This window comes from Bombella sp. ESL0385 (assembly GCF_009725755.1).
Classification (GTDB): domain Bacteria; phylum Pseudomonadota; class Alphaproteobacteria; order Acetobacterales; family Acetobacteraceae; genus Bombella; species Bombella pollinis.
On sequence record NZ_WNIJ01000002.1, the window covers coordinates 66,701 to 90,661 of the forward strand.

Consider the following 23,961-nt stretch of genomic DNA (forward strand, 5'->3'; position numbering starts at 1 on the left):
GCGCTTAAGCCTCGTCCTTTGCTCGCTGGGCTTGCTCGGCTACAAACATATAATCCCGCGTAAGAGGCACGGCTTCAATATCCCGTGTGATTTGAAGTTGAAAGTTCATATGGCCTTGAATGCGGAAAGCAAGCTCACTGGCGAGCAAATAAAGCTCGAACATCCGCACAAAACGCTCATCATATAAGGCTCGCACCTTGTCCTTATTCGTCTCGAAGCGCACACGCCAATGAGCGAGTGTTTTCGCATAATGCAACCGCCAGACCTCACAATCTGTCAGCCACAAGCCTGTCTGCTCCAACGCGGCAAGCGTCTCGCTTAAAGCGGGAGAATAACCACCGGGGAAGATATATTTCGTAATCCACGGATTGGTCATACCCGGCCCATCCATCCGCCCGATGGAATGAATAACCGCAACACCTTCTGGTCGTAATAACCGCTTGATATGGTTGAAGAAGCTCTCGTACTGCCGTACCCCCACATGCTCGAACATCCCCACGGAGACGATACGATCAAACTGCCTATTCAGCGTCCGATAATCCAGCAGCTCGAAAGAAACCAAGCCCTCTAGCCCTTCCTCTTTCGCCCGTTGCCGCGCTACTTGCAGTTGCTCAACTGAGAGGGTAATGCCCGTTACCTTCACACCGTAATCACGCGCAAGCGTGAGGGCCATCCCACCCCAACCGCAGCCAATATCTAAGACCTCCAGCCCGGCATGATCGAGCTTCAATTTTGCGGCGATATGACGCTTCTTAGCAATTTGTGCGTCATCTAGCGACATATCATCATGCTCAAAATAAGCGCAGGAATATTGCCGGTCTTTATCCAAAAACAGCTCATATAAGCTGCCATTCAAATCATAATGATGCGCCACATTTGTACGAGAGCGTTTTAGCGAATTAAGAGGGCGCAAAACGCGGCTAACATACCGCAATTTACCACTAATATCCTCACTCAATAGCCCGCCACGCTCAATATTCGGCATGAGCGTCCACATCACATCCTCTAGGGAACAACCATCAGGGACAACCGTCCCATTCATATATTCTTCCCCAAAGGCTAGGGCCGGTTTTAAAGCAAGAGCGCGCTCCGCCGCTGATGAGAGGATGCGAATAGCCGACTTACGCCCGGGCTTTTCACCGGGATAATAGCGTTGTGTTCCATCACTGTAAGTGACGGTTAAGCTCCCAAAATAGATGAACCGCTTTAGTAAGGCATCAAGAACCGACTTCATCGCGCTATTCCATCCCAACATGGCTCAAAATAGGTTTATTTTGTAGGGACCTAATGGCCACCTCTAGATGCTAATATTTGCACAATATGGGGAGATAACAAGCCCCCCTTATCATCCCCGCGCACTAAAAAACCCGGCAGAATGAACTCTGCCGGGTTTCTATAAGGTCTCTTAAAAGAGCCGAAAGCCTATTAGCCCTCGTGACCTGTGCCCTCTGCCACTTCACCCTGAGCGGCTTTAGCAGCAGCTTCGGCGGCCTCAGCGGCAGCTTCTTCAGCGGCTTGCTCGGCATGAAGCTCACCAAGGATGTTATCCTCTTCTTCTTCCTGACCGATAACCTCACCGCGTGCCTGACGCTCAGCTTCCTCCTCAGAGCGTGCCACATTAACAGTCACCTGAATGGACACTTCTGGGTGAAGGATAATGCGTGCCTCTACCAGGCCAAGCACCTTAATGGGCTCATCCAACACAACTTGCTGACGGGACACCGTCAAACCAGCTGCTGTAGCAGCGGCTGCAATATCACGCGGGGTAACAGAGCCATAAAGGCTGCCACTATCACCTGCCTGACGGATCAACGTCACGCTCAAGCCGTGCATACGCTCGGAAAGACGCTCGGCCTCCTCACGCTTACGGATGTTCTGAGCTTCCAGCTGAGCGCGCTCTGTCTCAAAACGCGCACGGTTAGCCTCTGTTGCACGCAGAGCCTTACCCTTAGGCAACAGGAAGTTACGCGCATAACCCGGCTTCACATGGACGACATCGCCCATCTGGCCAAGATTTTCCACACGTTGAAGCAGAATCAATGATGTCTGGGACATGTCGCGCTCCTCAGTTTACAACATAGGGGAGCAGAGCGAGGAAGCGGGCGCGCTTAATCGCCTGCGCCAGTTCACGCTGCTTTTTAGCCGACACTGCCGTGATGCGGCTGGGGACAATCTTGCCACGCTCGGAAAGGAAGCGGCTCAGCAAGCGTACATCCTTATAATCGATCTTCGGTGCATTCGCCCCGGAGAACGGGCAGGATTTACGGCGGCGATAGAAAGGACGGCGTGCCCCCACAGCCAAACGGCGTGTCGCAGGGTTAACGGCCTGTGTCGTGTTTGTTTCTGACATGCTCTCTTACTCCGCTTCATCCTCGTGATCACGCGCCTCGGAAGACTCGTTCTGACGGCGGCCGCCACGGCCACTCTCATAACGGCCACCGCTGCGGGAACCCCCACGGGCCCCACGCTCACCACCGCGATCATCCTTGCGGGACAGAATCGGAGACGGCGTCTCGTCAATCTCATCCACACGCAGCGTCATCAGGCGGAGAACATCCTCGTTCAGGCCCATTTGACGTGTCAGCTCATTCATCGCCTCGACCGGGGCTTCAATCCCCAGCAGGACGTAATGGCCCTTACGGTTCTTCTTGATACGATAAGCCAGGGTCCGCAGGCCCCAGAACTCGCGCTTGCGGATTGTGCCGCCATGCTCGCCAAGAAGTGTTGAGATGGTCTCGACCAAGGCTTCAACCTGAGCCTGAGAGACATCATTACGTGCAATCAACACGGTCTCATAAAGTGGCATGAAAACTCCCTTCGGATAAGGTCAACCCGGACCAACCCAGTGCTGGCCTGAACACACCACCCCTATAGGGCAATGCCGGGTATAGCCGTTGCGCCGCCATAGCGCACGGCAGGGAAAGCGGCCTTAGACCATAAAAACCGCTTAAAAGCAAGTGACGACTTAATCATCCAAGAAGGAACGTAGCTTACGGCTACGGCTTGGGTGCTTCAACTTACGCAGAGCTTTCGCCTCAATTTGGCGGATACGCTCACGCGTCACGTTAAACTGTTGACCGACTTCTTCCAGCGTATGGTCAGTGTTCATACCAATACCGAAGCGCATACGCAGCACACGTTCCTCACGCGGGGTCAAAGATGCCAGAACGCGCGTTGTGGCCTCCCGCAAGTTTGTTTGAATCGCTGCATCTAGCGGGATAACGGCTGTTTTATCCTCAATAAAATCACCGAGATGGCTATCTTCCTCATCCCCAATGGGGGTCTCAAGAGAAATCGGCTCTTTAGCGATCTTGAGGACCTTCCGCACCTTCTCCAGCGGCATGCCAAGCTTCTCGGCTAACTCCTCCGGGGCAGGCTCACGGCCAATCTCATGGAGCATCTGCCGTGATGTCCGCACCAACTTGTTGATCGTCTCAATCATATGGACAGGGATGCGGATGGTCTTGGCTTGGTCAGCAATAGAGCGTGTAATCGCCTGCCGAATCCACCATGTGGCATAGGTGGAGAACTTATAACCACGGCGATATTCAAACTTATCAACCGCCTTCATCAGCCCGATATTGCCTTCCTGAATCAAATCCAAGAACTGCAACCCGCGATTTGTATATTTCTTGGCAATCGAAATCACCAAACGCAGATTAGCCTCAATCATCTCCTTCTTCGCGCGGGTGGAATCACGCTCCCCACGCGAAATGGTCTGATACACAAGGCGGAACTCACCAACAGGCAACCCTGTTTCTTTAGAGAGAGCAGCGACCTCTCCACGCATTTTCTCAAGTGTTGAGAGATGCTTGCCGGTCAGAGTCTTCCATCCCTTACCGGTCAGCTGGCAGATGCTCTCTATCCAATCCGGGGCCAACTCATGATGACGATAATGATTCATAAAATCCTCACGCGGGATTTTACAACTCTCTGCTAAACGCAGCATCCGCCCCTCAACAGTGTTCAGCTTCTGCACATGAGCTTTAAGGGACTGAACTAGCTCCTCAATACGGTTATTATGCAGATGCATCCGCTCCACAAGGGCGACAAGCTCTGTCCGTAGCTTGTTATATTTCTTCTCATCCGTAGCCGAAGCCTCACGCCCCTCCATCAGAGCAGCGAGACGTTGGCTCTGCATCTTGACCAGCTTTTGATATAGCGGCTCAAAAGCCTCAAACATCAACATAATATCTGGGCGCAGCTTCTCCTCTAGCGCAGAGAGAGAGAGGCCGCTGCCCTCACCGCCATTACCCTCGCCTTCGCCATCCTCAGCGTCATCCTCGGAATCATCATCGTCCTCCTCAGAGGTGAGATCCTCCATATCTTCGGGAGATTCGGGGTCGCTTTGGCTGGCCTCAAGGTCAATCACCTCACGCAGAGGCAGCGTTTCATTCTTTAGCTGTTCATACCACCCTAAAATAGATTGGAAGGTCAGCGGGCTACGGCATAAACCGCCTATCATTTCCCCACGCCCAGCCTCAATGCGCTTGGCAATGGCAATTTCCCCCTCGCGGGAAAGCAGCTCCACAGCTCCCATCTCGCGCAGATACATCCGCACGGGGTCATCGGTACGGCTTGCTGCTACGGCATCAATATTACCGCCCGCATTTTCATCTTCTGCCGAATCTTCAGAGGCAGAGCTGTCGCCTTCCTCGCTATTGCCATCTTCATCCTTATCCGCACTCTCAACGACCTGAATCCCCATCTCGGAGAATGCGGCCATAATGTCCTCAATCTGCTCAGAGGACATCTTATCCTGTGGGAGGACAGCATTAAGTTCATCAAATGTGATGTGCCCGCCAGCGCGCCCTTTAGCAATCAGCTTCTTAACAGCGACAGACTGCACATCAAGCGGAGAGCTATCTTGCTCTGGTGCATTCCGGTCTGATCCAGAGGCTGATTTGATGGCCATGCGTCTCTCCGTCAACTTTACTCGTAAAGCCAGTAATGGGGCAGCATGGAATTGGTTAATCCTGCTCCCCAAGTCAAGGACTGAACACGAGAAACTTACAATTCCTTGTTCTATTCAGCCATTTTTGGCTCTTCTACCATATAAACTGCACTAGGTATCACCCTCTAAGACAGGTTTTTCCCCTCGGCGCAAAGCAAAAAGGACAGCCTGCCGGGCTTTCATAGCCGCAAAACGGGCCCGTTGGGTCGCTTCGTCCGAGTCGGCAGGTGCGCTCAACAAAAACTCCACGGTTTTGCGGACCTCCTCCTCTACATTCTCTTGTAAGGATTTCAGAGTCTCCAAAGCATAAAAATGCCACCATAGCGTCATGGCCATTTGCAAATGGTCTTCACCCTCCTCTACCTTAATCTGCCGGGGCATAGGGCTGTTTTGCAACTGCGTAATAGTCTCTTTTAACCCATGCTCATCCATCCATTGCTGACACGCCTCCGCTGTAAGAGGGCCTGTCCATTCATCCATCCAACTAAGCAAGGCTGTGCGGATATCTGCCAAAGGCGCGGGGAGGGAAAGGGTATTATAATCTTTATCAACCCCCGGTAATATCTCTGGATAGCGTAAAAGAAGGAGTGTTAGCAGGTTTAACCGCTCTTTACTGCCTTCCTCGACCTGCCGCTCCCCCGCTATGGGGACGACAGATGTATACTCCGTACTACGTTGCCCATACCCGCCACGCCCGCCTCTAACGCGGCGATAGCGTGCAAAAAACATCTCGCTAAAGGTGCTGCGATATTCACCAGCGAGCAATTTATCAGGGATCATCCGCGCGAGAGCATATAGCTTCTCCCGCAAAGCGGCGCGGCGTTCTGGCGTGGGGTTGCTCTCCTGCGCCGTAAGCAGGCTGAACAATTCCTCCTCCATAGGGCGGGCTTGGACGAGACGCGCTTCCATCCCCTTTGCGCCCTCGCGCTGGATGAGGGAGTCCGGGTCATCCCCCCCATCTAAGCGGCAAAAGCGCACTGTTCGCCCTATTTTGAGCAAAGGTAAGGCCACCTCGCAAGAGCGCAAGGCGGCACGTTGGCCTGCACCATCACCATCAAAACAGATGATAGGCCCATCGGTCATCCGCCAGAGGAGTTCCATCTGCTCCTCTCCCAAGGCTGTGCCTAAGGGAGCTACAGCCCCCCCAAAGCCAGCCTGTGCCATCGCGATGACATCCATATAGCCTTCCACCACAACGGCCTTAGCCCCTTTATGAATGGCTTGGCGGGCTTGGTCGATGTTAAAAAGCGTCCGCCTTTTGGAGAAAATATCCGTCTCCGGCCCATTCAGATATTTAGGTTGCCCATCCCCCAGCACACGCCCCCCAAAGGAGATGATGCGCCCCTTCCGGTCCCGAATGGGGAACATCACACGGTTAAAGAATAATTCTCCCTTAGGACGCCCTGCCTCATCCACCCGCATAAGCCCGACCTGCACCAGCGTCTCTGCTGTGATATTCTGCGCGGCTAACGCATTGAGAAGAGACCGCCCATCACCAGACCAGCCAAGGCCAAAACGCTCCAGCGTCTCCGCGCTTAACCCCCGTTTTTGTAGATAATCAAGCCCAGCGCGCCCTTCTGGCTGGTAAAGTCTGCGGCGATAAATGGCTTGTACAGCCTCCATCACATCATAAAGCGTTTGCCTGACGCGGGCTTTTTCCACCTGTTGGGGGTCATCAGCGGGGATGTCCATCCCCGCCTCTCCTGCGAGACGTTCTACCGCCTCACGAAAATTAGCCCCCTCACTTTGCATGACATAAGTTATCGCATCGCCATGTGCGCCACAGCCAAAGCAATGATAATGGTCGTCATAAATATATAGGGATGGCGTTTTCTCACCATGAAAAGGGCAGCATGCCTTCCAGTTCCGCCCAGAGCGGACAAGCTTATTCCGCCGGCTAAAAAGTGACGTAAGGGATGTACGCTGGCGCAGCTCATCCAAAAATGCAGTATCTAAAGCCATAGCACTACTCTGACATCCCCCCCCTTAAAAGGGAAGATACCTCCCGATTCCCCCTTGACGAAAGCCGCCAGAGCCTCAACACACAAAGGCATCTTTTCAGTTCTTCCAAAGCAAAGAGCGGGCCTTTTATGACACGTTCCACAATCAGCGGTATTGCATGCGGTGCAGCAGCAGGGGCCTTATGGGGCCTCTCCCTTCTCGCGCCAGAACTTATTGGCCCCTTTGCTCCACTCCAACTCGCCTCGGTGCGGTTTGTCACATATGGGGTGATTGCCCTGTTCTTGCTGGCCCCACGCTTAAAGACGCTCCTCCCCCATCTTGGCAAAGCGGAGTGGCTCGGGCTGCTGGGCCTTAGCCTGATGGGCAATATCATTTATTATAGCCTGCTCAGCACAGCCGTGCAGCTTTGCGGGGTGGCGATGCCGTCCCTTATTGTCGGCTTCATCCCTGTCACAGTGACAGTCGTAGGGGCCTTGCGAGCGGATTCCGCCTTGCATATTCGCCAGCTTATCCCCTCTATGCTGCTCAGTGCGGGGGGGATTATCTGCATTGCGTGGCAGAACTTCCATAACGCCTCTCCCCAGCATCATAATAGTTTATGGCTTCAGCTTGGCGGGTTGCTTATGGCAACAGCGGCATTGCTAAGCTGGACAGGCTTTGTTATTAAAAACGCTAATTGGCTCAAACTCATTGCCCCGCTCTCCCATAATGATTGGAACCTCCTCACCGGTCTCGTCACTGGCGGGCTAGCGTTGCTGATGCTCCCACTTGCCTTCCTTCTGCCCCATCATCTGCCAGTGGCAGGCTGGGGGCGTTTCTTCCTCATTGCGTGTGGGATGGGCTTATTGGCCTCCATTGTCGCCAATGCGTTTTGGAACAATATGACACGCTTGCTGCCCCTCACCATGGTAGGGCAGATGATCCTTTTTGAGACACTCTTTTCCCTCTTTTACGGCTTCCTCTGGGAGCAGCGTTTCCCCACCTTGTTGGAGGGCTGTGCCATTATTCTGGCCATTAGTGGGGTCATCTCCTGCGTGCGTGCCCATGGCCCTGCTAAACATGGGTAAATCACACCACCCCTCTTGACGCAGAAGACCCATTACGACAACACAAGCCCAACTCACATATTAACAACATAACAACGAGCCTGCATGACACGGTCCATTCTCATTGGCACCGCCTATGGTGCCATGGCAGGAGCCTTCTGGGGTATTACCTTCCTTGCCCCGGAGCTTGTCGCTCCCTTCACGCCCTTCCAACTGGCAACATTACGTTATCTAACCTTCGGGATCGTCTCCCTGCTCATCCTGCTCCCACGGCTGGGTAAGCTGCTCCCTCACATTAACGGGGCGGCATTTCGGGCTCTTGTGCTGCTCGCGATACTCGGCAGCGTAGGCTATTACAGCATGATGGGTGTCGCCATTCAGCTTAGTGGCGTGGCAATGCCCTCTCTCATCATTGGCTTTATCCCTGTAACGGTAACATTAGCCGGTATCTGCCGCCATAATGCTGTAGTCACACTCCGCCAGCTTATCCCCTCCATCCTGCTCAGCACGGCGGGCATCCTCTGCATCTCATGGCAGAACTTCTTCATCGGCTCCGCCTTGCATCATACCGGCCCCCTCCTTCAAGCTGTCGGCTTGCTCATGGCTATTGGCTCCCTGCTAGGTTGGACGCTGTTTAATGTCATTAATTCCGACTGGCTGAAAAAACTTGAGCATATTACGAGTGATGAATGGAACTTACTGACCGGCGTGGTCGCTGGGGCACTCTCGCTCCTCATCCTTCTGCCTGCGGCCTTCTTCTGGCCTGCTCATTTACCGACAACAGGTTGGGTGCGCTTCTTCCTCATTTCCTGCGGTGTGGGGTTGTTCTCCTCCACCATTGCCAATGCGTTCTGGAACCGCATGACCCATCTGCTCCCCCTCACCATGGTAGGGCAGATGATTCTTTTTGAGACATTATTCTCGCTCATCTATGGCTTCTTATGGGAGCAACGCCTGCCCACCCTGTGGGAGGCGGCGGCCTTCCTACTCTCTGTCAGCGGGGTTCTGGCATGCGTCCGAGCGCATAAGAACAACGAAGCGTCCCACTCCTACCACTGATAAACACATCCCCGCCCGCTATGGACGGACGGGGATATAAAACGCCTATAAAGGGCAAAGTTCTCAGCCTAAATGAGCCTTAACAAGGCCGCTGGCCCGGCCCGCATCCAAAGCCGCGCCGAAACGGCTTTTCAACACGCCCATGACCTTGCCCATATCCTTCATGCTCTGAGCATCTGTTGCCTTCACGGCCTCAACAATCGCAGCTTTGAGGGCATCTTCTGACAATTCAGCAGGGAGGTAAGAGCGAATCGTCTCAATTTCGGCTTCCTCCTTTGCGGCAAGTTCTGGGCGGTTGCCCTGATGATACATCGCTGCGGACTCCGTGCGTGTCTTAATCATAGAGCGCAACGCCAGAAAAATATCATCCTCGCTCACCTCGCCGCTTTTGGCACGAGCAGCGACATCGAGGTCCTTAATCTTGGCAGAAATGGCCCGAATCTGCGCCACACGCTCAGACTGGCCAGCCTTCATCGCGGCTTTGAGATCATCCATGATACGGGTACGAAGTGTCATGATGGTCCTCTCTTAATTATGAGTTTCTAATCACCCAAAAGGGGTGTTAACTGGTATCAGTCTCGCTCTCTCCTGTCGATAAGAGCCATTTTGAAAGGCTTAGAGCTACATACGGGAAAAAACTTCCCAATATCACAATCGCCACCTCCTCATCTCCGTAATGGGAAAAAACTTCCCATTACGCTCCAGCTCGCTTATGATAATGTCATAACGCGCAAGGCATGTGCCGGAGTATCAACGCATGAACATCGATTCACTCATCACAAAAGCGGGCGGTGCGGCTGAAATTGCCCAGCTTACAGGTGTCACGACCGAGGCCGTGCGCAAATGGCGGCAAGCTGGTATGGTACCCACCAAGCATTGGCCTGCCCTGCTCCATGTGCCGGGGATCACCCTAGCCGACCTAAATGAGACCTCCGAGGAGACATCCGCCATGACCCATCCGACTGATGATACACCTCCAAAAGGGGCAACAGCCGTCCTCGTACTAGCAGATGGCTCCCATTTCTGGGGCCGTGGCTTTGGGGCTTTTAATGAGGGTGCCGTGGGGGAACTCTGCTTCTCCACCGGGATGACGGGGTACCAAGAAACATTGACGGACCCCTCCTTTGCCGGTCAAATCATCACCTTCACCTTCCCTCATATTGGTAATGTCGGCACGAATGGGGATGATGATGAAGCTCCTACCATGGCAGCCCTCGGCCTTGTGGTAAAGGAAGATGTTACCGCTCCGGCAAATTGGCGGTCCACTCAAGCGTTACAAGAGTGGTTAAAAGCCCATAAGCGCGCTGGCATTAGTGGGGTCGATACACGCGGTATTACACGGCTATTGCGGGATAAGGGGCCACAAAATGCCCTGCTCTTTTACCCAAAAGATGGCCAATTTGACCTCGCCTCTCTCCGCAAAAAAGCCGCAGAATGGCCCGGCTTGGAGGGGATGGACCTTGTAAAGGAAGTCGCCCAACCCGCACGCAGCTGGACGAAAACCACATGGCACAATATCCGGCCAGAACGCGCCGTAAAACGCCGTGTCGTGGCTCTGGATTACGGCGCGAAGGATAACATCCTCCGCAGCCTCGTAGCCGCTGGCTGTGAGGTGCATGTCCTCCCCGGCACGGCCACGGGTGAGGAAATCCTGGCCTTAAAACCTGAAGGCGTCTTTCTCTCCAATGGTCCGGCAGACCCCGCCGCTACGGCTGTTTATGCTGTCCCGGCCATCCAAGCGGTGATGGAAGCTGATATTCCTGTCTTTGGGATTTGCTTAGGCCATCAGCTCCTCGCCCGTGCTTTGGGCGGGACGACTTATAAGCTAGAGCGTGGCCATCGTGGGGCTAATCAACCAGTTAAGGACCTCACAACGGGCCGGGTAGAAATCACCAGCCAGAATCACGGCTTCGCTGTGGATGAAAAATCCCTACCCGATACAGTGAAGGTGACGCATGTCAGCTTGTTTGATGGCTCTAATGAAGGGCTAGCCTCCACTGTGAAGGAAGCCTTCTCCGTCCAATATCACCCAGAGGCCAGCCCCGGCCCGACTGATAGTTTTTACCTCTTTGAGCGGTTTGTCGCTGTGATGGACCGCCGCGCCGCAGCCCGCACAACCAGCAAGGCAGGAGCCTGAACCATGCCCAAACGCACAGATATCCGCTCCATCCTCATCATTGGTGCTGGTCCGATTGTCATCGGGCAGGCTTGTGAGTTCGACTATTCCGGCGCGCAGGCCTGTAAGGCCCTCAAGGAGGAAGGCTATCGCGTCATCCTGCTAAACTCCAACCCCGCCACCATCATGACCGACCCCGGCTTGGCCGATGCGACTTACATCGAGCCTATCACGCCAGAGTTTGTTGAGCGCATCATCCTCAAAGAAAAGCCCGATGCCATCCTCCCCACTATGGGCGGCCAAACGGCCCTCAATGCGGCGATGGCGTTGGATAAATCCGGCTTCCTTACCAAGCATAAGGTGGAGCTGATTGGTGCGCGGGCTGATGTGATTGACCGTGCTGAGGACCGCCTAAAGTTCCGTGAGGCCATGGATGCTATCGGGGTGGAAAGCCCCCGCAGTGCCATTGCCCACACGCTGGATGAGGCTCGTACGGCTCTGGAGCATATCGGCTTACCGGCCATCATTCGCCCCTCCTTCACCATGGGCGGCTCTGGCGGCGGGATTGCCTATAATCGTGAGGAATTCTCCCAAATTGTCGCGAGCGGTTTGGACGCCTCCCCTACCACTGAGGTGCTGATTGAAGAATCCGTCATCGGGTGGAAAGAATATGAGATGGAGGTCGTCCGTGACGTAGCCGATAACTGCATCATCGTCTGCTCCATCGAGAATATCGACCCGATGGGCGTCCATACGGGGGATTCCATCACCGTTGCCCCAGCTATGACGCTGACGGATAAAGAATATCAACGCATGCGTGATGTCTCCATCGCCTGCTTGCGGGCCATTGGGGTGGAGACGGGTGGCTCTAATGTGCAGTTCGGCGTGAACCCGAAAGATGGCCGCATGGTCGTCATTGAGATGAACCCCCGTGTATCGCGCTCCTCTGCTCTGGCTTCTAAAGCCACCGGCTTCCCGATTGCTAAAATCGCAGCCAAACTTGCCGTTGGCTATACGCTTGATGAGTTAACAAACGACATCACCGGCACCATCCCCGCCAGCTTCGAGCCGACCATCGATTATGTCGTCACGAAGATTCCGCGCTTCACCTTCGAGAAGTTCCCCAGCACGCCAGCCCTACTCTCCACCTCTATGAAGTCCGTTGGGGAAGCCATGGCTGTGGGCCGTAGCTTTGCAGAATCCCTCCAAAAAGGTCTGCGCTCTATGGAGACAGGCCTAACAGGTCTCGACCCTGTGGAAGCCCCCGGTGATGGCTCTCCAGATGCTTACCGCGCTGCTCTCTCCGAGCCGCGGCCGGAGCGCATCCTCATGGCAGCGCAGGCCTTCCGGGCTGGGCTTTCATTAGAGGATATTCAAAAGGCATGCCATTTTGAGCCATGGTTCCTCCGCCAGCTAGAAGCCATCATCGCAACGGAACGTGACATCGAAGCAAACGGCTTGCCACAAGAGGCCATCGCCCTACGGCAGGTCAAAGCGCAAGGCTTCTCCGACCGGCAACTTGCACGCCTCAGCGGCAAAAGCGTAGAGGATGTTACCGCCCTGCGCAGCAAGCTCGGCGTGTTGCCCGTTTATCGGCGGATTGACACCTGCGCGGCGGAGTTCTCCTCCGACACGCCTTATCTATACTCCACCTATGAAGGCGGCTTCGGCACGCCAGAATGCGAAAGCCGCCCGACTGACAAAACGAAGATTGTCATCCTCGGTGGTGGCCCCAACCGTATTGGGCAGGGTATTGAGTTCGACTATTGCTGCGTCCATGCCGCTTACGCCCTGCGGGAAGCTGGCTTTGAGACCATCATGGTCAACTGCAACCCGGAGACTGTCTCCACCGATTACGATACGTCCGACCGCCTCTATTTCGAGCCGCTGACGGCTGAAGATGTCATCAGCCTTGTAAAAACGGAAATGACGAACGGCACCGTTCTGGGCTGCATCGTGCAATATGGGGGGCAGACCCCCCTTAAACTCTCCCGCGCGTTGGAGAAAGCCGGCATCACCCTCCTCGGTACTCCCGCAGATGCGATTGACCGGGCCGAGGACCGGGAACGCTTCCAAGCTATGCTCCGCAAGCTGGGCCTACGCCAACCGCGCAACGGCATCGCCCGCAATCCTGATGAAGCTTTGAAGATTGCTGAGGAGGTCGGCTATCCCGTCGTGGCGCGTCCATCTTATGTATTAGGTGGCCGTGCGATGGAGATTGTTTATGACAAGGCAGGCCTCTCTCATTATCTCAACACCGTGCTACGCGCTGCGGGCGAGGAAGTCGCTACGGGGCCTGTCCTGTTAGACCATTACCTCAATGACGCCATCGAAGCTGATGTGGACTGCATTGCCGATGGGCAAGATGTTTATGTTGCCGGGGTGATGGAGCATATTGAGGAAGCCGGGATTCATTCCGGTGATTCTGCCTGCTCATTGCCGCCCTATACCCTCTCCCCCGCTCTCGTCACCGAGTTGCGGGAACAAACTGAAGCCATGGCGCGTGAGCTCGGCATCCGTGGGCTGATGAATGTGCAATTCGCCATCAAGGATGATGAAGTCTTTGTGCTAGAGGTCAATCCGCGCGCCTCCCGTACTGTGCCCTTCGTGGCTAAGGCCACAGGTGTGCCTGTCGCTAAGATTGGTGCGCGCATCATGGCTGGGGCAAAATTAGCCGACTTCCCGCTTGAGGGCCGCTCCGTCGCCCCGCATGTTGCGGTGAAAGAAGCTGTGTTCCCCTTCAGCCGCTTCTCTGGGGTTGATACCATCCTTGGGCCAGAGATGCGCTCTACGGGGGAGGTCATGGGGCTGGATGCTAACTTCGAGATGGCCTTTGCTAAAGCACAGCTTGCCGCTGGGGTAAATCTCCCACGGGAGGGGGCGGTGTTCCTCTCCGTACGGGAGAGTGATAAAGCCCATGTGCAGCCGCTTGCGCGTAAATTGGTGGAGATGGGCTTTACCATCCTTGCCACACGCGGCACGGCAGACCGCTTAAAAGAGGCTGGTATCCCCGTTACACAGGTTAATAAAGTGTTGGAGGGTCGCCCTCATTGTGTGGATGCCATCCACTCTAACGAGGTGCAAATGGTCATCAATACCGCACAAGGTGGGCAATCCGTGCGCGATAGCTTCGACATCCGCCGCTCGGCTTTGACGATGAACATCCCCCACTACACCACCATCGCGGGGGCGCGAGCAGCAACCTATGCTATTTCCGTCCTAAAACAGAAGGAAGCTGATGTAGCCCCGCTGCAATCTTACTTCCATAGCAGCTTTTAATCGCAAGAGAAGGCTTGCAGCACGCACGCCCTGCTGTTTATCCTACCTCTTACAGCGTACACCGCCCCTTTCCTCCCGCGTGATGGAAGGGGCGGTGTGCCATTCATTGTAAATTGACCCTAATGTGAGGATACCCTCCGTGCAGAAAAGCCCTATGACCGCCCAAGGATTAAAACGCCTTGAGGATGAGTTACGCCAATTAAAATCTGAAGAACGCCCCGCTGTCATTCGTGCCATTGCTGAGGCTCGCTCTCATGGCGACCTCTCCGAAAATGCCGAGTATCATGCCGCGCGCGAGCGTCAATCCTTTATCGAAGGCCGGGTGTTGGAGCTAGAGAGCCTCATCTCCACCGCAGAAGTGATCGACCCATCCACCCTCTCTGGTGACCGCATCCAGTTCGGTGCCACAGTAGAGCTTGTGGATGAGGAAACCGACCAAGAAAAAACCTATCAAATTGTCGGTGCTCACGAAGCTGACATTAAGCAGAACCGTATTTCTATCTCCTCCCCCCTTGCCAAAGCCCTCATTGGGAAGGAAGTTGGGGAGAGCGTCTCCGTCCCCGCACCGGGGGGTGACCGCACTTACGAAGTTTTGAAAGTGACGTATAAATAATGCCGGACCCTGCTTCTCATCCCAGCCTCAGCTTTACTGACGTCCAAGACGCCCAAAAGCGCATTGCCAGCACCATTGCTCGTACCCCCACCATTAGCAATGTGGCACTCTCCCGGCTGACAGAAGCAGAGATTATTATCAAGCTAGAGAACCTCCAAGCCATTGGCTCCTTTAAAGAGCGCGGGGCCGCAAACCGCATGGCCCTCCTCACCAAGGAAGAGCGCAAGCACGGGGTTATCACCGTCTCGGCGGGTAATCATGCTCAGGGTGTGGGGCGGCAAGCCAGCTTGCTTGGCATCCAAGCGACCATTGTGATGCCGCGCTTCACCCCTGCCACAAAAGTCGCCGCCACAAAAAGTTGGGGCGCACGCGTTGTATTAGCCGGTGATAATTTTGATGAAGCCGTACAAACGGCAGAAAAAATTCGCCACGAAGAAGGCCAAACGCTCGTCCATCCCTTCAATGACCCTGCCGTCATCGCAGGGCAAGGCACCTGCGCTTTGGAGATGATTGAGGACGCCCCTCAGCTTGATGCTATTGTCGTGCCTATTGGTGGTGGTGGCCTCATGGCAGGCTTTGTCACCGTACTCAAGCAACTCAGCCCCAACACCAAGCTTTATGGCGTACAGGTAGAGGGATATTCCCCCCTTGGGGCCTACCCTGCCCCACTACGCTCTGTTCCCGGTGGCCCGACCATTGCAGAAGGGATCGCTGTTGTGCAGCCAGGCAACCATTGTTTGGATGTCATCGGCAAACATATTGATGGCGTATTTGTTGTTAATGAGCTCCAAGTAGAAGGGGCCATCACCACCCTTGCCGAAAAAGCCCGCCAAGTGGGCGAAGGGGCTGGCGCGGCTCCCCTCGCTGCGATTTTAGCCCATCATGACCTCTTTAAAGGCAAGCGGGTCGGCTTCCCCATCTCTGGTGGGAACATCAATGCCCGTATTCTTGCCCATGTCATCCTCCGCTCCCTCCTGCGGGAAGGGCGCATCCTGCGGCTTATCTTCCAAATCCCCGACCGCCCCGGCCTCCTTGCCGCTATCTCCGAGAAGATTGGCAGCTATGGCGGCAACATCATTGAGGTCTCCCACCATCGCCTCTTTGCTGCCCCTTCTGTGCAGACAGCGGAACTCGTTGTGATGATTGAAGCCCGGGATACAGAACATGCTCTCGAGATTGAGCGTGAACTCTCCCGCCATTATCATGTGGAGCGGGATTAACCCCTTCCCCACACGCATTTTATAACACGGGATTCCTTATTGCGCTTCTGGCACAAAATGTAGGGCTAAGCCGTTTGTGCAATAACGTAATCCCGTTGGTTTTGGGGGCCATCGGGAAAAACATGGCCGAGATGACCATGACAGCCCGTGCAATAAATCTCGACCCGCTGCATCCCTAGGCTAGAATCGCTTCGTTCCCCCACGGCACCAGGTTCTGCGTGGAAGAAGGAGGGCCAACCAGAGCCGCTCTCATATTTTGTGTTCGCGTTAAATAGCCGAGCCCCACAGGCGGCACATTCATAATGTCCGGGGCGTTTTTCATCATTCAACGGGCTGGAGCCGGGAGGCTCGGTGCCGCGCTCATGCAAAATATGCTTCTGCGCCTCACTTAACGGGCCACAACCACAATGATGAGCCGAAGTCTTGTTATGCTCTTTCATAATCTCATTCCCCCATACTCTGGACAGACCAACCCGCCTCCGCCAGATTAGGGCTATCTGCTCCACAATCACCGGCATGATGTCATAACGCATTCTTACTTTTACAAGCCCTATGATAAACTCCGCAGAGCTATGCTCTTAAAATACATCTCCCGTTTCTGGCTGGTTGGCTTCGCGGCAATCATAATGTGCTGTCCCTTCCATGCAGCCGCCTCCAAGGCAGTGCGGGCCTCCACCAGCGCGATACAAACTAAACGCCAAGCTTTGCAGCAGCTTCTTGCCCGTAAGGCACGCCTCCTCCAACAAGAGGAGGACAATACCCGCAAAGCCGAAACCCAAGCGCATTTAACAGCCCGTCAACTGGCCCAACTCCGCCAAAAACAAGCTCTCCTAGCCCATCAACATGCCCGTGTGGAGGCTCGTTTAGCAGCCCTCTCGCAACAGCTGGCTCAACTCACATCGGGAGAGACGCATATCCAAGCCCAAGAACATGCCATTTTAGCCGATGAAGCCACACGCCTGCCCGCATTACGGCAGCTTGATACAACGCCCGAACTCGCTTTGCTTATGCCTACAGATGGCCCAGCAGATAACCCCGCCCTCCCTTTCGCGCTTCTCACGCTGCGTCAACAGCAAAACCAAGAGGCCATGACCCATGCCCTCCAACAAGAAGCGCAACTTCATGACCAACAAAAAACATTAACCACCCAAAGCCGCACCATGGCCGTGCAGGAAGGCCGCCTCCAAACCCGCCAAACTCTGGCAGAAAATCGCACCCAACATGCTGAAAAACTTTCAGAGCAAGCCCAACAAGCTCTCCTGCGCCAACAAGCCCTCCTCACACAAGCACGCCAAAGTACGGAGGCCCTTACAGCCATCATCACAAAATTAGCCCAACAAGAGGCCAACACACGCCGCCGTTTAAAAGCGGAGAAACAGCATTTCCATAAGCTGCATCAACATCATGAAGAACAAATGGTGGATGAACAAACCCGCACCCTATCCAACCCCGGTAAAGGCTTGCAGCACGGGGCCGCTCATGCCCCTGTTCAAGGCCGCATCGTCACCCAATGGGCCCAACCAACCGAGGCTGGCCCTGCAACAGGCTTAACCTATCAAACTGCCCCCTCTGCCCCAGTTATAGCCCCCTGCACAGGGCAGATGCTCTTTACAGGGGCGTTCCGCTCCTTTGGACCGATGGTGATTTTAGATTGTGGGCAAAAACAACGGCTTGTCCTCGCAGGGTTAGGGACAATCGCCCTCCATACAGGGCAGGCCGTACAGCAAGGTGCGCTTATTGGGCATATGCCTACACAACATCCTTTGTTATTTGTCCAACTCCGCCATGGGACGAAGCTCATCAACCCAGCAGCGTTTTTCTAAAGACGGTAACCCTCCTGTAACGGAAGCCCCTCTTGGGAGTTTCACCATAACGCAAAACACTGTAAGGTTATTAACACTCTCTTCGGGCGTAGCACCCTTACACTGCGACGTCCCAATATGATGGTTACGTTACGACTTAAAAGGAATAGACCGACCATGAACTTCCGTGCTGGCCTTATGCTAGGTCTTGCCTGTTCGACAATAGGTGTTGCCTCTGGCGTGTTTCTTGCCAGCCGTCCAGCCCTACTTCCCCCTGCATGGGCGGAAGATAGTGCCCATAAAGACGCCTCCAACGCCGCGAGTAACAGCGATTCCAACAATGCTGAGACAGTCCGTATGCTGACCTTACTCGGCACGGTGATGGATATTGCTCATTCCGAATATGTCACCCCTTTGCCGAATAAGAAGCTCATCCGCAATGCCATTGATGGGATGATTAGCAACCTCGACCCTCACTCCTCCTACATGGATGCACAGCAGCTTAAAGACATGCAGGATGAGATGTCCGGTCAATTTGGCGGCCTCGGCTTGCAAGTCCAAGGGGATGCGGGGCATGTACGCGTTGTCTCCCCCATTGATGATACACCTGCAGCACGGGCGGGGATTCAATCAGGCGATGTTATCACCATGGTGGATAATAAAAGCATTGCCGACCTCACTTTAGACCAAGCCGTCCGCAAGATGCGCGGTAAACCAGGGACGCAAATTATCCTCACCATCTTGCGCCCCAAAACGGGCAAAGTGCAGACCATCACCCTTAAACGGGAAATTATTCATGTCCAGATTGTCCGCTCTGCTCTTTATGGGCGCGTGGGCTATATCCGCTTGAGTGAGTTTGATGATGATGCGGAAAAAGAGCTCCATAAAGCCTATGTAAAGCTCGTACAATCCGTTGCTAAAACACCCGGTAAAACACTAAGCGGGCTGATTTTAGACCTCCGCTCCGACCCCGGTGGGAAGCTCGACCAAGCCATTGCCGTCTCCCGCGATTTTGTCAAAGATGGGGAGATTGTCTCCATCCGTGGCCGCCATCCAGAGGGGAACCAGCATTGGGATGGTGTGGGTAAAGATATTACCCACGGCTTGCCGATTATCGTCCTCACCAATGCAGGCTCGGCCTCAGCCAGTGAGATTGTCTCTGGGGCGTTAAAAGACCATCATCGTGGGATGATTATGGGGGAGCGCACCTTTGGGAAGGGCTCCGTCCAAACCATCATCCCTATTGCCGACCAAGGGGCCATCCGCCTGACAACAGCGCGTTATTACACACCCTCTGGCCGCTCGATTCAGGGGTTGGGCATTACGCCAGATATCCCCGTTTTAGCCAGCCGGGATGATGATACGCTATTCACCTTCCATGAGGCAGACCTCGCCCATACCATCACCAACACAGATGGCAAATTACCCAAAGAGGCCCCTCGTACGGACCTCCCCGCCCTTGCGAAGACAGTCGAACGACTGCCCCCCGCAAAATGGCCGAGTTTTGACCCCACAAAACCAGAGACGGACTTCCAGCTTCAGCAAGCCCTACATCTCCTCAATGCGATGGCTGGCGGGGCCGATGCCGCCCATGAGGCTAGCTTGCTAGCCCACCCGCAAGTGCCTGCTCAAGCGCATGAGGCCACACCAACGGCTAAAAATGACGCTGCCAAACCGGGGAAAGAGCATCATGATTAACAGAGACGCCCTCGCTTATCGGCCTAATGTCGGCATTATCCTTTTTAACGATAAGGGCGAGATTTTTATGGGCCGCCGCGCTGACCTTGCGGAGGGGATTTGGCAATTCCCCCAAGGGGGGATTGATGAAGGGGAAAGCCCCGAGACAGCCGTTTGGCGCGAAATGAAAGAGGAAATCGGCACGAATAAGGCCGTTATGCTTAGCAAACGGGATGGTTGGCTCCTCTACGACCTTCCCGACCATCTCATCGGTAAAGCCCTTGGCGGGCAATATCGGGGGCAAAAGCAGCAATGGTTCCTATTCCGCTTTACCGGGCAAGACAGCGACATCAAGCTTGATACATTTGATGAGGTCGAGTTCACCACATGGCGATGGGTGCCCCCGCAGGATATTCTAAGCGGCCAGTATAATTTGGGCTTTAAAAAAGAGGTTTATGAGCGTCTCTTACCCGATGTACTTGCCCTTTATCAGGCATCTTCTAACATTTGAGCCTTCACAAGCCGGGCATAAAGTCCGGCTTTAGCCATAAGCTGGGTATGTGTTCCCTGCTCTATGATGCGGCCTTGGTCCATCACCACGATAAGATCCGCCGTTTGCACGGTAGAGAGACGATGAGCCACCATCACCGTTGTGCGCCCCTGCCGAAGCTGAGCTAAAGCGTGTTGCACGCGGGCTTCATTCTCGGAATCCAGCGCGCTTGTGGCTTCATCCAGCAAAAGCAAGCGCGGATTACGCAGCAAAGCCCGTGCCAGCATGATACGTTGCCGCTGCCCACCAGAGAGCCTCAACCCACCGGGGCCGATGACCGTCTCTAACCCTTGGGGGAGTTGGTGCACAAAATCCAACGCGTCTATTTGGCAAAGCGCATCAAGCTCCGCTTTTGTAGCAGACGGGCGGCCGATATGGATGTTCTCCCGCACACTCATATCAAATAAGGATGTCTCTTGGCTGACATAGCCCACATGGTCCCGCAAGCTAGCCAAAGTTAAGCCGCGTATATCCACACCCTCTAGGGTAATGGCCCCTTCTGTAACATCAAATAACCGCGGGATAAGGGCCAACATGGTGGACTTCCCCCCCCCGCTTGGCCCTACAAGAGCTACGCTTTGACCCGGTTGAATCTCTAACGTGACATGCTGCACCCCGTAATGACCATCAGCATAACGATAGACTACATCTTTAAAAATGAGATGCCCCGGCCCCTCTGGTAACATACGCGCATGGGGGGCATCGCTTATCTTGATAGGCTCATCTAACACGGCAAAAATACGCCCTAACCCCGCTAGTCCCTCCTGCATGGAGGTATTGAGCGACCCTAACGCCCGCAAAGGGCGAGACGCAGCGAATAACGCCGCGATAAAGGCTGTAAAATCGCCCAAACTGGCCCCACCCATAGCCGCACGCCAGCCCGCAAAACCCAGCACGAAGGCAATCGCCACCCCGCCAATAACCTCCAACATCGGGTCCAGACGCGCCCGATAACACGCAATATGCAGGAATGTATCATGCAGCCGGTCCAAGGCTTTGCCGATACGGCGATGCTCATGCCCCTCCATCCGATAAATACGGATTTGCCGCGCCAGAGAGAGGCTCTCTGTCAAAAGGGCAGCAGCATCCCCCACTTGCTCTTGCATCCCCCCAGAGGCACGCCGCACGCGCCGGCCTAATTTCTGCACCGGGATAATCGCCAGCGGATAGAGGATAACAGCGATAACGCTCAACTCCCAATCCGTCCAAATCATCGAGGCAACAAGCCCGATGATGGTCACCACATCCCCCAACGCATTGACCGAGCGTGTTAAGGCTTCCCGCATGGCCAAAGCATCTGTTGTAAAACGTGCTGCCCAACGGGCGGGGGCGTCTTGCTCTATCTGTGCAATATCGGCCCCCAGAACATGGGTAAACATCCGCTCCTGCAACCGCCGCACAATCTGCAACACTAATGTTTGCACACATACATTCTGCCCATATTGGGCAAGAGCCTTCGCCCCCGTAACCACAACCACCAAAAGAGGGATTTGGTAGAGAATACGGCGATCATGCGCGGTGAACATGTCAATCGCCTTTTTGATGACGAGCGGATAAGCCGCTGTCAGCAAGGCCATAGCAAGGGTCAACACCAACACCGCTAAAAGCTGGAGTTTATTATGAGCAATATCCTCCCGCCATAATCGCCGCATGAGAGAGAGGCTGGCCTCGCGTGCTTTAGGGTCAGGCTGTTTGGCGGTGGGATGTGTCATGCCCCCGTCTTAGCAGGCTCTTTAACAAGGGGGAAGTTGCGCCAAAAGCCACGCCCGACAAGCCGCCCCATCTGCTCGGCAGCCTTGCTCCAACCACCATTGTTGCACGCGCTTTAACCACCGCCCCATCTCCGGCCCCGGCTTTACACCTAGAGCCATCATATCCCGCCCTGCGAGGGGGAAAACCGGTTGGGCCATCTCTGCCAGACGATGGCGCAACATGCTCCATTCAGCATCAGGGCGGCCTAATTGGCGGGCCTGTATCAACCAGCTGCGCCCTAACAAAATAGGCAACTCTTGCACAAACCGCACTCGCCTTAGCGCATCATCATCCATTGTGACCGCTAAAGACGGCTCTGGCCGTGCAAAAGCGGCTAAAAGGGCGCGATTATCATTAGAGAGCTTTAAATGCGCTCCAATATCATCAAAACCCTGCCCATCACCCCCACCGGGGGGATACAACACAGCTAAGCGATGCAATGGCTCGGCCGGGTCCTTGCACGCTAATAACCGCTCTAAAGCCGAAAGCGGCGCATGATGAGGCAATAAAACAGCAAGGCTGCCTGTTTGTTCCATTAACTTCATCGTGCGCAAGAGCTGTGGCCCTGCAAGAATCTTCAATAATTCCATCGCCACACGCTCGATGGAAAGACGGGTCATCCTCTCCCTAAGCTGCGTGATGGCCTGGCAGGCTTCCTCATCTGGCGTGCCTTGCCCATAACGCGCAAAAAAGCGGAAGAAGCGTAAGCACCGTAGAGCATCTTCCTCAATACGTTGTGCTGCCCGCCCTACAAAACGCACCCGCCCCGCGCGTAAATCCTCTTCCCCGCCGAAATAATCGTAAAGCCTGCCTTCTTGGTCCAACGATAACGCATTGATGGTAAAGTCACGCCGTTGGGCATCCTCTTGCCAATCATCCGTCCATGCCACAACAGCATGACGGCCATCCGTGCTGACATCCCGCCGCAAGGTGGTCACCTCATAAGGCCGGTGATTTATCACCGCTGTGATGGTCCCATGCTCCAACCCTGTGGGAATGACCTTCGCCCCAGCCGCCTCTAGCCTCTGTTGCGCCTCCTCTGGCGGTAAAGGGCTGGCGAGGTCGAGGTCATGCACATTACGACCGCACAGCATATCCCGCACACAGCCCCCCACAAGCCGTGCTTGTGGTATAGCCGCCCAAATACGCTCTAACCCCTCATAACCGGGAAGTTTTTCAACAGCCTCTTTTAGGGACGTACTCACCCACATACCCCCTCAGCCTCGGCACATCCTTCCTCCGGCAAGCGTGAGAGGGGGAAGAACATACCCCGGCTCCACACCCCTAAGCACGGCTCCCCCGCTACACAACCAGGTACGGCAAGTGCAGCAAGCTCGAACAACACAGCCCGGCTAATACGCGCCATGATAGGCTGCCCGCCTGTCCCTGCACGCATATGAATATAGGGAACTGTCGCTACATCTGCGGGCCGGTCCCACTCACACAGCAAAGGATGATCCTCTCCTATACAAAAGACCTCATCCAAATTTGTCCGTAAGCAAAGCGTTTGGTCACGTTGGGAGCAGCCCTTAAAATCCAGCTCCACCGCGAGGAAGGGAACATCCTCCACCCCAATGATTCCGGCTTCAGTTGGTGTTTGGAGCCAATAGCGACCTTGCTGGTCACGATCCAAACAAGAAGCAAACAAGCATAACATAGCCTTACGGCGAATAGGCGTCCCCCGATATAACCACGTTCCATCGCGCTGAATATGAAAGGGCAAATGCGGCAGAACAGCCTCGTCATCACATAATGCAGCGTTATCTAGCCCTATGGGAGAGGGGGCTAAGGTCTCATAAGGCTCGATGCTCATAACATCCTCGCTACTTTCCTGCGATGGTCCGTTTTAAAGGAACCATTTACATGATAGCTTGGGCTATCCACCCCAAAGTTGGGGATGAACTTGGCCTGTTAAAACCCCCTAGCCTGCG

Annotated in this window: 19 protein-coding genes and 1 pseudogene; 9 read left to right on the plus strand and 11 right to left on the minus strand. The window is 54.7% G+C overall.

Annotated features, from left to right (window positions below; genetic code table 11):
* Nucleotides 1–4: 4 nt before the first annotated feature.
* From GM557_RS06600 to dnaG, 6 genes are all read right to left on the minus strand, one after another.
* Nucleotides 5–1,234 carry a cyclopropane-fatty-acyl-phospholipid synthase family protein gene (locus GM557_RS06600; protein WP_155573601.1) on the minus strand — a complete coding sequence of 410 codons (1,230 nt, stop codon included), beginning with the start codon at nt 1,232–1,234 and terminating at the stop codon, nt 5–7.
* A gap of 191 nt (nt 1,235–1,425) precedes the next feature.
* On the minus strand, nt 1,426–2,055 hold the full coding sequence (gene rplI / locus GM557_RS06605; protein WP_099026785.1) for a 50S ribosomal protein L9: 630 nt from the start codon (nt 2,053–2,055) through the stop codon (nt 1,426–1,428).
* A 10-nt stretch (nt 2,056–2,065) separates the two neighbouring features.
* Complete coding sequence (gene rpsR / locus GM557_RS06610) at nt 2,066–2,350, minus strand: 30S ribosomal protein S18 (protein WP_155573602.1); 285 nt, start codon at nt 2,348–2,350, stop codon at nt 2,066–2,068.
* Nucleotides 2,351–2,356: 6 nt separating this feature from the next.
* Nucleotides 2,357–2,806 (minus strand): 30S ribosomal protein S6, encoded by a 450-nt coding sequence (gene rpsF, locus GM557_RS06615; RefSeq protein WP_155573603.1) that lies wholly within the window; start codon nt 2,804–2,806, stop codon nt 2,357–2,359.
* 159 nt (nt 2,807–2,965) lie between these two features.
* The gene (gene rpoD / locus GM557_RS06620) at nt 2,966–4,915 is read right to left on the minus strand and encodes an RNA polymerase sigma factor RpoD (RefSeq protein WP_155573604.1); all 1,950 of its coding nucleotides are present in this window, start codon (nt 4,913–4,915) and stop codon (nt 2,966–2,968) included.
* 150 nt (nt 4,916–5,065) lie between these two features.
* A complete protein-coding gene (gene dnaG / locus GM557_RS06625) occupies nt 5,066–6,916 on the minus strand; it encodes a DNA primase (protein ID WP_155573605.1) in 1,851 nt (616 codons plus the stop codon).
* Between the two features lie 128 nt (nt 6,917–7,044).
* On the opposite strand from dnaG, the gene GM557_RS06630 reads away from it, so the two are divergent.
* Together GM557_RS06630 and GM557_RS06635 are read left to right on the plus strand one after the other, a co-directional pair.
* Complete coding sequence (locus tag GM557_RS06630; protein ID WP_155573606.1) at nt 7,045–7,983, plus strand: DMT family transporter; 939 nt, start codon at nt 7,045–7,047, stop codon at nt 7,981–7,983.
* 84 nt (nt 7,984–8,067) lie between these two features.
* Nucleotides 8,068–9,021, plus strand: coding sequence for a DMT family transporter (locus tag GM557_RS06635; protein ID WP_155573607.1), 954 nt, complete (start codon nt 8,068–8,070; stop codon nt 9,019–9,021).
* A 63-nt stretch (nt 9,022–9,084) separates the two neighbouring features.
* Here the strand turns inward: GM557_RS06635 and GM557_RS06640 are convergent, their stop codons facing one another.
* Nucleotides 9,085–9,537 carry a GatB/YqeY domain-containing protein gene (locus GM557_RS06640; protein ID WP_155573608.1) on the minus strand — a complete coding sequence of 151 codons (453 nt, stop codon included), beginning with the start codon at nt 9,535–9,537 and terminating at the stop codon, nt 9,085–9,087.
* A 241-nt stretch (nt 9,538–9,778) separates the two neighbouring features.
* On the opposite strand from GM557_RS06640, the gene carA reads away from it, so the two are divergent.
* The 4 genes from carA to GM557_RS06660 all read left to right on the plus strand — a co-directional run bounded on the left by carA (nt 9,779) and on the right by GM557_RS06660 (nt 16,249).
* The gene (gene carA / locus GM557_RS06645) at nt 9,779–11,158 is read left to right on the plus strand and encodes a glutamine-hydrolyzing carbamoyl-phosphate synthase small subunit (RefSeq protein WP_155573609.1); all 1,380 of its coding nucleotides are present in this window, start codon (nt 9,779–9,781) and stop codon (nt 11,156–11,158) included.
* 3 nt (nt 11,159–11,161) lie between these two features.
* The gene (gene carB / locus GM557_RS06650) at nt 11,162–14,416 is read left to right on the plus strand and encodes a carbamoyl-phosphate synthase large subunit (RefSeq protein WP_099026794.1); all 3,255 of its coding nucleotides are present in this window, start codon (nt 11,162–11,164) and stop codon (nt 14,414–14,416) included.
* 139 nt (nt 14,417–14,555) lie between these two features.
* Entirely contained in the window at nt 14,556–15,029 is a 474-nt protein-coding gene (greA, locus tag GM557_RS06655) for a transcription elongation factor GreA (protein ID WP_099026795.1), read from the plus strand.
* Nucleotides 15,029–16,249, plus strand: coding sequence for a threonine ammonia-lyase (locus GM557_RS06660; RefSeq protein WP_155573610.1), 1,221 nt, complete (start codon nt 15,029–15,031; stop codon nt 16,247–16,249). The genes greA and GM557_RS06660 overlap by 1 nt, the downstream gene beginning before the upstream one ends.
* A 36-nt stretch (nt 16,250–16,285) precedes the next feature.
* Here GM557_RS06660 and msrB read toward each other — a convergent pair.
* Nucleotides 16,286–16,689, minus strand: a pseudogene (gene msrB / locus GM557_RS06665) (peptide-methionine (R)-S-oxide reductase MsrB).
* Between the two features lie 132 nt (nt 16,690–16,821).
* Between msrB and GM557_RS06670 the strand changes: the two are divergent.
* From GM557_RS06670 to GM557_RS06680, 3 genes are all read left to right on the plus strand, one after another.
* The gene (locus GM557_RS06670) at nt 16,822–18,072 is read left to right on the plus strand and encodes a murein hydrolase activator EnvC (protein WP_155573611.1); all 1,251 of its coding nucleotides are present in this window, start codon (nt 16,822–16,824) and stop codon (nt 18,070–18,072) included.
* Nucleotides 18,073–18,228: 156 nt separating this feature from the next.
* Nucleotides 18,229–19,749 (plus strand): S41 family peptidase, encoded by a 1,521-nt coding sequence (locus GM557_RS06675; protein WP_155573612.1) that lies wholly within the window; start codon nt 18,229–18,231, stop codon nt 19,747–19,749.
* On the plus strand, nt 19,742–20,239 hold the full coding sequence (locus GM557_RS06680) for an RNA pyrophosphohydrolase (protein WP_155573613.1): 498 nt from the start codon (nt 19,742–19,744) through the stop codon (nt 20,237–20,239). Before GM557_RS06675 ends, GM557_RS06680 begins: the two co-directional genes overlap by 8 nt.
* On the opposite strand, the gene GM557_RS06685 is transcribed toward GM557_RS06680, so the two are convergent.
* From GM557_RS06685 to GM557_RS06695, 3 genes are read right to left on the minus strand one after another with little or no spacing between them, the layout of a single operon-like run.
* Complete coding sequence (locus tag GM557_RS06685; RefSeq protein WP_230880637.1) at nt 20,218–21,990, minus strand: ABC transporter ATP-binding protein; 1,773 nt, start codon at nt 21,988–21,990, stop codon at nt 20,218–20,220. The genes GM557_RS06680 and GM557_RS06685 overlap by 22 nt on opposite strands.
* Nucleotides 21,991–22,011: 21 nt before the next feature.
* Nucleotides 22,012–23,241, minus strand: coding sequence for a CCA tRNA nucleotidyltransferase (locus tag GM557_RS06690; RefSeq protein WP_155573614.1), 1,230 nt, complete (start codon nt 23,239–23,241; stop codon nt 22,012–22,014).
* On the minus strand, nt 23,232–23,843 hold the full coding sequence (locus tag GM557_RS06695) for a DUF1285 domain-containing protein (protein ID WP_155573615.1): 612 nt from the start codon (nt 23,841–23,843) through the stop codon (nt 23,232–23,234). Before GM557_RS06695 ends, GM557_RS06690 begins: the two co-directional genes overlap by 10 nt.
* Nucleotides 23,844–23,961 lie beyond the last annotated feature (118 nt).

What these genes read in the sequence shown, in the direction of transcription:
- GM557_RS06600 (WP_155573601.1), bottom strand. Translation starts at nt 1,234, where the DNA reads ATGAAGTCGGTTCTTGATGCCTTACTAAAGCGGTTCATCTATTTTGGG.
- rplI (WP_099026785.1), bottom strand. Translation starts at nt 2,055, where the DNA reads ATGTCCCAGACATCATTGATTCTGCTTCAACGTGTGGAAAATCTTGGC.
- rpsR (WP_155573602.1), bottom strand. Translation starts at nt 2,350, where the DNA reads ATGTCAGAAACAAACACGACACAGGCCGTTAACCCTGCGACACGCCGT.
- rpsF (WP_155573603.1), bottom strand. Translation starts at nt 2,806, where the DNA reads ATGCCACTTTATGAGACCGTGTTGATTGCACGTAATGATGTCTCTCAG.
- rpoD (WP_155573604.1), bottom strand. Translation starts at nt 4,915, where the DNA reads ATGGCCATCAAATCAGCCTCTGGATCAGACCGGAATGCACCAGAGCAA.
- dnaG (WP_155573605.1), bottom strand. Translation starts at nt 6,916, where the DNA reads ATGGCTTTAGATACTGCATTTTTGGATGAGCTGCGCCAGCGTACATCC.
- GM557_RS06630 (WP_155573606.1), top strand. Translation starts at nt 7,045, where the DNA reads ATGACACGTTCCACAATCAGCGGTATTGCATGCGGTGCAGCAGCAGGG.
- GM557_RS06635 (WP_155573607.1), top strand. Translation starts at nt 8,068, where the DNA reads ATGACACGGTCCATTCTCATTGGCACCGCCTATGGTGCCATGGCAGGA.
- GM557_RS06640 (WP_155573608.1), bottom strand. Translation starts at nt 9,537, where the DNA reads ATGACACTTCGTACCCGTATCATGGATGATCTCAAAGCCGCGATGAAG.
- carA (WP_155573609.1), top strand. Translation starts at nt 9,779, where the DNA reads ATGAACATCGATTCACTCATCACAAAAGCGGGCGGTGCGGCTGAAATT.
- carB (WP_099026794.1), top strand. Translation starts at nt 11,162, where the DNA reads ATGCCCAAACGCACAGATATCCGCTCCATCCTCATCATTGGTGCTGGT.
- GM557_RS06660 (WP_155573610.1), top strand. Translation starts at nt 15,029, where the DNA reads ATGCCGGACCCTGCTTCTCATCCCAGCCTCAGCTTTACTGACGTCCAA.
- GM557_RS06670 (WP_155573611.1), top strand. Translation starts at nt 16,822, where the DNA reads ATGCTCTTAAAATACATCTCCCGTTTCTGGCTGGTTGGCTTCGCGGCA.
- GM557_RS06675 (WP_155573612.1), top strand. Translation starts at nt 18,229, where the DNA reads ATGAACTTCCGTGCTGGCCTTATGCTAGGTCTTGCCTGTTCGACAATA.
- GM557_RS06680 (WP_155573613.1), top strand. Translation starts at nt 19,742, where the DNA reads ATGATTAACAGAGACGCCCTCGCTTATCGGCCTAATGTCGGCATTATC.
- GM557_RS06685 (WP_230880637.1), bottom strand. Translation starts at nt 21,990, where the DNA reads ATGACACATCCCACCGCCAAACAGCCTGACCCTAAAGCACGCGAGGCC.
- GM557_RS06690 (WP_155573614.1), bottom strand. Translation starts at nt 23,241, where the DNA reads ATGTGGGTGAGTACGTCCCTAAAAGAGGCTGTTGAAAAACTTCCCGGT.
- GM557_RS06695 (WP_155573615.1), bottom strand. Translation starts at nt 23,843, where the DNA reads ATGAGCATCGAGCCTTATGAGACCTTAGCCCCCTCTCCCATAGGGCTA.